The sequence below is a fragment of the Pseudomonas sp. yb_9 genome, from assembly GCF_043103635.1.
Classification (GTDB): Bacteria; Pseudomonadota; Gammaproteobacteria; order Pseudomonadales; family Pseudomonadaceae; genus Aquipseudomonas; species Aquipseudomonas monteilii.
Genome location: NZ_JBICKA010000045.1, coordinates 108,845 through 116,946, shown reverse-complemented (window position 1 = coordinate 116,946; position 8,102 = coordinate 108,845). Strand labels below are relative to the sequence as shown.

Annotated in this window: 6 protein-coding genes and 1 pseudogene; 5 read left to right on the top strand and 2 right to left on the bottom strand. The window is 58.1% G+C overall.

Going from position 1 to position 8,102, the window contains the following annotated elements; translation table 11 throughout:
• Together ACF8MI_RS12755 and ACF8MI_RS12750 are read left to right on the top strand one after the other, a co-directional pair.
• Positions 1-549: LysR substrate-binding domain-containing protein (locus tag ACF8MI_RS12755; RefSeq protein WP_392517552.1), on the top strand; the 549-nt coding region annotated here is incomplete at its 5' end.
• Between the two features lie 69 nt (positions 550-618).
• Positions 619-1,569 carry a LysR family transcriptional regulator gene (locus tag ACF8MI_RS12750; protein WP_200928471.1) on the top strand — a complete coding sequence of 317 codons (951 nt, stop codon included), beginning with the start codon at positions 619-621 and terminating at the stop codon, positions 1,567-1,569.
• A gap of 1 nt (position 1,570) precedes the next feature.
• Here the strand turns inward: ACF8MI_RS12750 and ACF8MI_RS12745 are convergent, their stop codons facing one another.
• Together ACF8MI_RS12745 and ACF8MI_RS12740 are read right to left on the bottom strand one after the other, a co-directional pair.
• Positions 1,571-1,846, bottom strand: a complete 276-nt coding sequence (locus ACF8MI_RS12745) for a DUF2790 domain-containing protein (RefSeq protein WP_223625764.1) — start codon at positions 1,844-1,846, stop codon at positions 1,571-1,573.
• 833 nt (positions 1,847-2,679) lie between these two features.
• Positions 2,680-3,594 carry a LysR family transcriptional regulator gene (locus ACF8MI_RS12740; protein WP_060498951.1) on the bottom strand — a complete coding sequence of 305 codons (915 nt, stop codon included), beginning with the start codon at positions 3,592-3,594 and terminating at the stop codon, positions 2,680-2,682.
• A 206-nt stretch (positions 3,595-3,800) separates the two neighbouring features.
• Here ACF8MI_RS12740 and ACF8MI_RS12735 point away from each other — a divergent pair, with 206 nt between their 5' ends.
• From ACF8MI_RS12735 to ACF8MI_RS12725, 3 genes and pseudogenes are all read left to right on the top strand, one after another.
• Complete coding sequence (locus ACF8MI_RS12735) at positions 3,801-4,823, top strand: zinc-dependent alcohol dehydrogenase family protein (RefSeq protein WP_104834849.1); 1,023 nt, start codon at positions 3,801-3,803, stop codon at positions 4,821-4,823.
• Positions 4,824-5,337: 514 nt separating this feature from the next.
• Positions 5,338-6,717, top strand: a complete 1,380-nt coding sequence (locus ACF8MI_RS12730) for a hypothetical protein (protein WP_104834847.1) — start codon at positions 5,338-5,340, stop codon at positions 6,715-6,717.
• Positions 6,717-8,070 (top strand): annotated as a pseudogene (locus ACF8MI_RS12725) (GntR family transcriptional regulator). The gene ACF8MI_RS12730 and the pseudogene ACF8MI_RS12725 overlap by 1 nt, the downstream one beginning before the upstream one ends.
• Positions 8,071-8,102 lie beyond the last annotated feature (32 nt).

Below are 8,102 nucleotides of genomic sequence, written 5' to 3'. Positions count from 1 at the left end.
GTAATACCGGCATTGAAGCAGTTGCACATTACGCACTCCGACATACGTGTTGTCTTGAACAGCACATCGGAAATTGTGAATTTGTCAAAGCGAGAGACTGATATCGCACTGCGAAATCAGCGTCCGGAGAACCCTGATTTGATACTGCGAAAGCTGGCCGAGTGGCCGATGGGGTTGTTCGCATCTGCGCAATACATAGAGAAACATGGCGAGCCGGAGCCTGGCACAGGGTTTGAGGGGCACGACCTGGTCATGTATGAGCCTTACTGGAGAGACCGGGGCCACCCCAGGCTGGTCGATGAAAGCATTAAGCAAGGCCGGGTAGTGGTGGCCGCCAATACCAGCATGATGGTGCGGCGTTCGATAAAGGAAGGCCTGGGCATCGGAGAAATCCCGATTGAAATGGGAATCCGTGACGGGCTTCAAAGAGTGTGGCCCGATCGGGTAAGAGCCAAGTCTTATGACGTCTGGATGGTCACCCACAAGGACCTCAGACACACTGCGCGTATCCGCTTTGTCATTGAACATCTGGCGCAGGCCTTCGCGTGATGCGTCGGGAAAGTTGACGTCGATTTTAGTTGGCGTTCGCGCTTGTAGAACCTTGATCAGGATCAGGAAATGGATATTGTACATGCCATGCATATTTTTGTTCGGGTAGCGGAGTTCAGCAGCTTCACCGCCGCCGCGGAGTCGTTGGGGTACTCGACCCCACATGTCTCGCGAAGCATTTCGGATCTTGAAGTTCATCTGCGGGCAAAACTGATAAACAGAACGACACGAAAGGTGGCGTTAACTGAAGCCGGCTACCGTTATCTTGAACGCTGCAAAGTGCTGCTGGAGGACCTGAAACTTGCGGAGCTTGAAGCGGCGGGGGCGCATCTGGAAGCCTTTGGCAAATTGCGCATGCACTCGCCGAACGGCATCGGCCATTATCATATTATTCCGTTGATCGCCAAGTATTCTCAGCTGCAGCCCAATGTAGACTTTGAACTCAACCTGTCGCAAGCCTCTCCGGACTTGCTTGCCGAAGGCTATGATCTAGTCATTTCGGCGGACAGCCGGGTTTCTGATTCCAGTTTCATTGCCAGAGAACTGGGAGAGACCTACAGCGTTTTTTGCGCAGGCCCGGCTTATATCCAGGAACATGGGTTACCGGAGGAAATTGATCAATTGAAAGACCATACCTGCCTCAGGCTTCATGACCCCAGTTTTCCGAAGGGTTGGGAAATTGATGGGTATGACATGGATGAAGTGATTTCTCCCAGACAAACGTTCACGGTCAACGTGGCTGGGTCAATCGCTCAAGCGGCAAAGGAAAACATGGGTGTTTGTCTCATACCCAGCTATGTGGCTGCGAATTCAATCGCCAGAGGTGACTTGATCAGGGTGTTGCCCACGGTAAAGGCCAATCAGAGAAGTATTTCGGTGATTTATCCTTCACGGCACTTTCTGGATGCCAAGGTCAGAACCTGGGTCGAATTCTTGAAGGCGCAACTTCCAACACGGCTACAGGGTGATGAGGCGGCATTGCAAGCCGGAGCGAGTGGCAGGCTCGCTCCAGGCCATTAGATTAACCATTGTCACACTGGCTCAGGTTGGAAACTTTGAGGTAGTCGATGGTATGGGTTACACCCTGGTGGTCAACATAAGTGATGCTGGCAGGCACCACACCGCATCCACTCTCATCGTTGCTGGTTATCGAAATGACATGGGCGATGTCCATCGCCATTCCGTAATGATAGCTCTCGACATTGCTTGATGTGTGTTGGCTGGACTCATCACTGGTTTGTGCGGCGAATGAATGGCTGGCAACGGCAAAGGCGATTATTGCGAACAGGTATTTCACTTTTACATTTCCACGCTGAGGAACATGATTTTTTCTACCGGATCAGAAGTTACTGCTACTGCTTGGTCTCGGTAGGGTTAATTCTAAGCTTCCTGCGTGCTGTGTAAATGTGCTGCCAGTTAATTCACTGTTTTAGTCTGCTTAGTAATCAAGTTTTTATGCTGTGGCGGGATCTGTCTGTACTTATCGCAAGTTTTTGGTAGGGTGTGATTTGTCTTTCTAAAGTGTTGTGCTTTACTTTGTTATTTGAAACTTTGTTTTGGTTGGATTTGACTACTGGCCGATCGAGTTCATGGGGCGGATGCTGCCATGCGATCTGCGGTCAAGCACTGTGCGAAAAAGCTGCCACGCAGACAGCACGATATATTTTTCAGGATGGGCAATAGTCCCGCGTCTCGGGACTGGCTGGTCACCTTTGCCAGTTCTTGCCGTTCTGATTAGTCACATACATGAAGTTCGCTCAATGGCTATCCTGACACCGGGGGGGAGAGCCAAGTGGAGTTAGCGCGTAACCACGTCGATTGACGCGTCGTTTTGTTGTCAGGTGAAGGTTAGCGGCAGGGCTTTGTGAAGAGCAAGCTTACGGACAAATCCATTGATGGCTGTGGGCCGTGATCACTCGACGATCCAATAGCATTCAACGGCGATAGGGAACTGTCGCAGGTGATTTTTCGAGAAGATGATTGTTGAGCCTCAAGCTGGGGGCACCCTTTTCAAACCATCCAAAGCATGCCCTCAAATTTGCCCCAAATGTAGCAATTAGCTGGAAGTAAATGGCTCTTCGAGGCTAGAAAAACGCAGAAATGATCAGCTAACAAGCATGCGCGAAGCCCCTAAAGACTGTCAGGGTCGCCGAAGAACATCTGGATCCTCGACCGTAACCACCGCTCCGCCGGGTCGTTATCCTGCGCTCCACGCCAAGCCATGTGCAGCTCGAAACTGCGCACGGGTATCGGCAAGTCCTCGGCACGCAAACCACCCGCCGCCGTCAGTGCATCGGCCGTGTAGTCCGGCACCGTCGCCACGATATCCGTGCCTGCCAGCAAGCTTCCCAGCCCGTTGAACTGCGGCACCGCCAGCACCACATGGCGCTTGCAACCAATCTCTTCCAGCGCTTCGTCGATAAACCCTGAAAGGTCCCCGGCAAACGACACCAGTGCATGCGGGCGCGCACAGAAGTCGTCCAGGGTGATGCTGCCGGGCACGCTGTCGGCCCGCAGCAGTTTCGGCATGCTGCGGCGCAGTACTTTGCGCTTGGCGTTGGCCGGCAGTTCGCTGGTGTAGCTGACGCCCACCGAAATCTCGCCCGAAGCCAGCAACGTCGGCATCAGCAGGTAATTGACCCGCCGCACCACCAGCACGATACCAGGCGCTTCTGCGCGAATGCGCTTGAGCAACTGTGGCAGCAGGGCGAACTCGGCGTCGTCCGACAGGCCGATGCGGAAGACGGCATTGCTGGTGGCGGGGTCGAACTCGGCCGCGCGGCTCACCGCCGTGGAAATGGAGTCCAGCGCCGGCGACAGCAGGGCGAAGATCTCGTGGGCCCGTGCCGAGGGCTCCATGCTGCGGCCGGTGCGTACGAACAGCGGGTCGTCGAACAGGTTGCGCAGGCGCGACAGGGCCGCGCTGATGGCCGGTTGGCCGAGGAACAGTTTTTCCGCGGCACGGGTCACGCTGCGCTCGTGCATCAGCGTTTCGAACACGATCAGCAGGTTGAGGTCTACGCGACGCAGGTCGTTTCGATTCATCGGTGCGCTTCGCCTAAAGTGGGGCAGGGATGAATCTTAAGGCCAAAGGCTGTTACCCTGCACGGGTTTAGGGGGACCAATTGCAGGGAAAGTGAGGTGCCCAATCGATGACAAGCATGTCGACTATTAATGACCGCTGATGGTCTAACCGGTAAAGCCCGGATAGAGTCAGTGGTAATTAGAGGTTCACAAAGGCGAGGTATGCGATGTCCCGCATGATCCGTTTCCACAAGTTCGGCGCTGCCGATGTGCTCCGTTGCGAGGAGCAGGCCGAACCGTCACCCGCTGCCGACGAGGTTCAGATCCGCGTCCAGGCGGTTGGCGTCAGCTGGTATGACGTGCTTTGGCGCCAGAACCTGGCGCCGTCCCAGGCACGCCTGCCTGCGGGGATCGGCCACGAAATGGCCGGGGTGGTGACGGCGGTCGGTGAAGGGGTCGAAGACATTGCCGTCGGTGATCGGGTTGCCAGCTTCCCGGCTACCAGTGCCAACGACCACCCGGTGTATGGTGATGTCATCGTGCTGCCGCGCTCAGCCATTACCCGCTATCCGGATGTACTGACCCCGATCGAGGCCAGCGTGCATTATACGCCGCTGTTGATCGCCTATTTCGCCTACGTCGACCTGGCGCGGGCCAAGGCCGGGCAGACTGCGCTGGTCACCGATGCCAGCCATTGCGCCGGCCCTGCCTTCGTGCAGCTGGGCAAGGCATTGGGGCTGAAAGTGTTTGCGGCCACCAAGGAAGCGGATCAGCGTGAGTACCTGCTGGGCCTGGGCGCCGACAAAGTGATTGTCACCGAAGAGCAGGACTTGCTGCTGCAGGTTGGCAAGTATACCGATGGCCGCGGCGTGGACATGGTTCTCGATGGCATGGGCGGCCCGCAGATGTCGCTGCTGGGCGACGTGCTGGCACCGCGTGGCAGCCTGGTGCTGTATGGCCTGCAAGGCGGCAATCAGACGCCGTTCCCGGCGTGCGCGGCTTTCCAGAAGAACATCCAGTTCTATGTGCATTGCATTGGCAACTTCACCGGCAAGCCAGAACTTGGCATCAGCCAGGACCAAGTGGCCTTGCAGCGCGCCTTGCGCGACATCAACCAGTTCACCGCCGACCAGTTGCTGACACCGCAGATCATCAAGGTGTACCCGTTCGAGCAGGTGGTAGAGGCGCATCGCTACATGGACCAATGCCCGTGCGGCGGGCGGGTGGTGCTGGACATGGCACAACACTGACGGTTGCATGCGTTACTGGAAAACCCGGGCGAGTCCCGGGTTTTTTTGTCTGCGGGGTGGGGTTGAAATATTAAAAATAGGAACGTTCCTACAATTGAATGTGACAAGTACTACATCTAAGTGGATTGGTTTTTAAGTGTCGTAAATATTTCGCCAAATAATCTGGCTTGAACGCATTCGCCATGCGCTTCAATGTGCACCCGTACTTCTGGTGAATGGTTTTTTTACCGCTATCTGTATCTTCAATTCGCTCTGCATCCCTCGATAATGGCCCGGTAGTAGTTTGCGCAAGGAGCGTGAAATGAGCATGGCTATGCCCAGGCCAAGGCAATGTGCGTTAGCGATAGAGCATCGTGGCGGAGGGCTTTTCTCGATGGCTTGGCGACAGTGAAGGGTTACGTCATTACTTCCATTTGATTGTAGGAAATTTCTTCTGGGTAGTTTTGGCACAGGTTCAAGCTCAATACAGTGGGCTCGGCATGTGTCGGCTGAATGAAGTGGGTGAGGTGATTTCGTGACAGCTATTCACGACCAGGCAATGCATTACGTCTACGAACAAGTGCTTGAACGCTTGCTGAGCCACATGTCACAGTCGCAGCGTGCTTCTCTGCAGTTGCTGATACAACGGCTGCTGGTTGCGGCAGGCGGGCTCGAGTACATCGGGACCTTCCGCTTGCAGGTGTTGCAGGGCGGCGATCGCAACAGTGCCAGGCTGTTGGCGATGCTGCGTGCCGCACAATTGAGTATCGCCCTGCGTGCGCCGGTAACCTTCCAGCTGCGGGTGCTGGTGGTCAGTCTACCGGTTGCGGACAGCGCCAGGCTGGACGCGCATGAGCGCAGCTTCAGCGCACTGTTCATGCAGGATGACCTGCGGGTGCAGCTGCAGATGATCGAGGGTGGCGCAGTGGTACCGTTTCGCCGCCAGCCCTCGGCCAGGCCCGAGCGTTGGGCACTGGCGAAAGACGCCTTGTTGATGTTCGGCCACTTGGTCGACGCCAGGCCTGAAGCCTTGCTGGGTAGCCGTCTGCACCTGGAGTTGGCGGGGGCTATAGGTTTTGCCTTGCAGGCACAGGCACCTGCCGATGCATTGGTCACCGCCATACCCGGTGCCCAGCGGCGCCGATACCTGGCATGGGCCCGGCGTAGCCTGCGCCTGTCCGGTGAGCGCGGCCCGTATGCGATGCACCAGTGCCTGGCGGTGCTGGCCCAAGGTCTGGGCCGGTTGCACGGGCTTGTCGGGGGCGCCCCCACTAGCCAGCCGGCATTGGGCGACGCAACGGAAAGGGACATGGTGCGGCTGATTGCCCTTGATGACCTGCTACCGTACGTGGTCGAAGCACAGCCGCTTGATAGCATGCTGGCTTTTAGCATCGAGAACGCCCCGAATGCCTGGCCACTGTCGGCATTCGTCGATCCGCAAGCCGCAGTACAGTTGCATGAACTGCGTGCACGCAGCCTGGATCCCCAGTCCAGCCGCCCCGCGTTGCGCCTGGCCGGGCAGTCGGGCGGTAGCAAGCAACACGAAATGCATCAGTCGCAACTCGGCAAAATCTACGGCATCAATCAGACGCAGCTGGTGTGCTTGCTCTTCAGCCCTTTTGCCCGGCAAGGGAAGAACCTTGAACGTTTCCTGCAATGCCGGCATGCCGACATGTTGGTGGCGTTGCCGTATCTTCACCGGGCGTTGCAGGGCAAACCCTGCCCAGATGCGGTGAAAGCCTGGCTGGTGAACACCAGTGGCCTGCCGCTGGTGCAGTTGCGGGCGATTTATAGCGGGCAGTTGCCGCTGACCGCCTGGCGCCTGCTGAACAATCTGGCCCGCCGCGACGTGCACTTGAGGTTGATGCCTCGGCAGGCGTCGGGGCTGAGGCGCGGTTTTGTGGGGTTGTCCTGATGGGGCGAGTGGCCCCCGGCGAGTTCGCGTATCGCCAGGTATATCGCTACCTGGAAGCCTTGATCGACCAGGCGGCAAGCGGTGGTCCATGCCGCTTGCCGTCACTGCGCACACTGTCGCGACGGCTGCGGGTGTCGTTGGCAACCGTGCAGAGTGCCTACAGCCTGCTGGAAGAGGAGGGCCGTGTACGCTGCTTGCCGAGGTCGGGTTATTACGTACAACTTGCCGGCACAGTGCAAGCGGTGATCACGCCCTGCCTGCCCCCCCCCCGTGCAACCGCTGCTGGAACGTGCCCTGTTTGGCCACGAACGGCGTTTCGCCCGCCAGCGGGACCGCAGCGTCGAGCCTTGGGGGGCACTTGGCAGCACCCGCCTGCGCAGTGCATTGGCAGAGCGCTATACCCGTTCTTCCAGCCAGTACTGGTGTCGCGATGACGTGCAACTGGCACCTGATGTGCCGGCGTTGCTGGAGACGCTGCTGGCGGCGCTGGCCTTGCAGGGCGGTACCGTGCTGGTGCATTCACCCTGTTGCCGGCAAGTGCTGCGCGCCCTGACGCGTGCAGGCATGCGTGTGCTAGAGGTACCACCGGATGCCCGTGGTAATCCGGACCTGCACAACTTGGCCACGCTGCTGGGGAGCGAGCCTGTAAAGATGCTGGTCATGCCATCGTGCCTGGGCATGCCGCAAGGGCGGCTGGTTTCACCGTACTATCAGCAACAGCTTGGCCTGTTGCTAGGCCAACACCCTGTTTGGCTGCTGGAAAACGACCTGGACAGTGAGCTCTGTTACAACGGGCCACCCAAAAAGCGCCTGCGCGACTGGGTCGACCCGCGCTGGCTGCTGGTGATGGGCACGTTCGAGCCTGCGGTAGGGGCCGAAGCACCGTATGCCTATGTGTTGAGCAAAGACGCCGTGCTGGCCAAGGCGTTCGCCGAACGTGCGTTTCGGCTTGCGCCACTGCGTCTGCAGGCGCTTGCGCATATGCTCGGCAAGGGGGAAATGGACGTACAACTGGTACACCTGCGCACAGACCTGCAAAGGCGCACTCACGGCCTGGCGCATGTGCTTGAGCTGCAATTTGGCCAACAGGTGAGGTTTGAGATGCCGCAAGGTGGGCACATGCTGTGGGTATGCTTTCGCCAGCCGCTGGTATGGGAGCGTGTTGCCGCAGCCTTGGCAGGTTCAGCGTTGCATGCGCTACCGGGCGCGCAGTTCTGCCTGCAGGGGCGTTACCCGCAATACTTGGCGTTGATGTGGTCGGGCGGGCTGCCGGACGACCTGCACCAAGCGGTGGAGCGTTTGGCGCAAGCGCTGGAGCAAGGCTGTCGGCGCCGTGCCCGCTTCTCACATTGAAATCGAAGTGCCTGCAAGGGCAGCACAGGGCT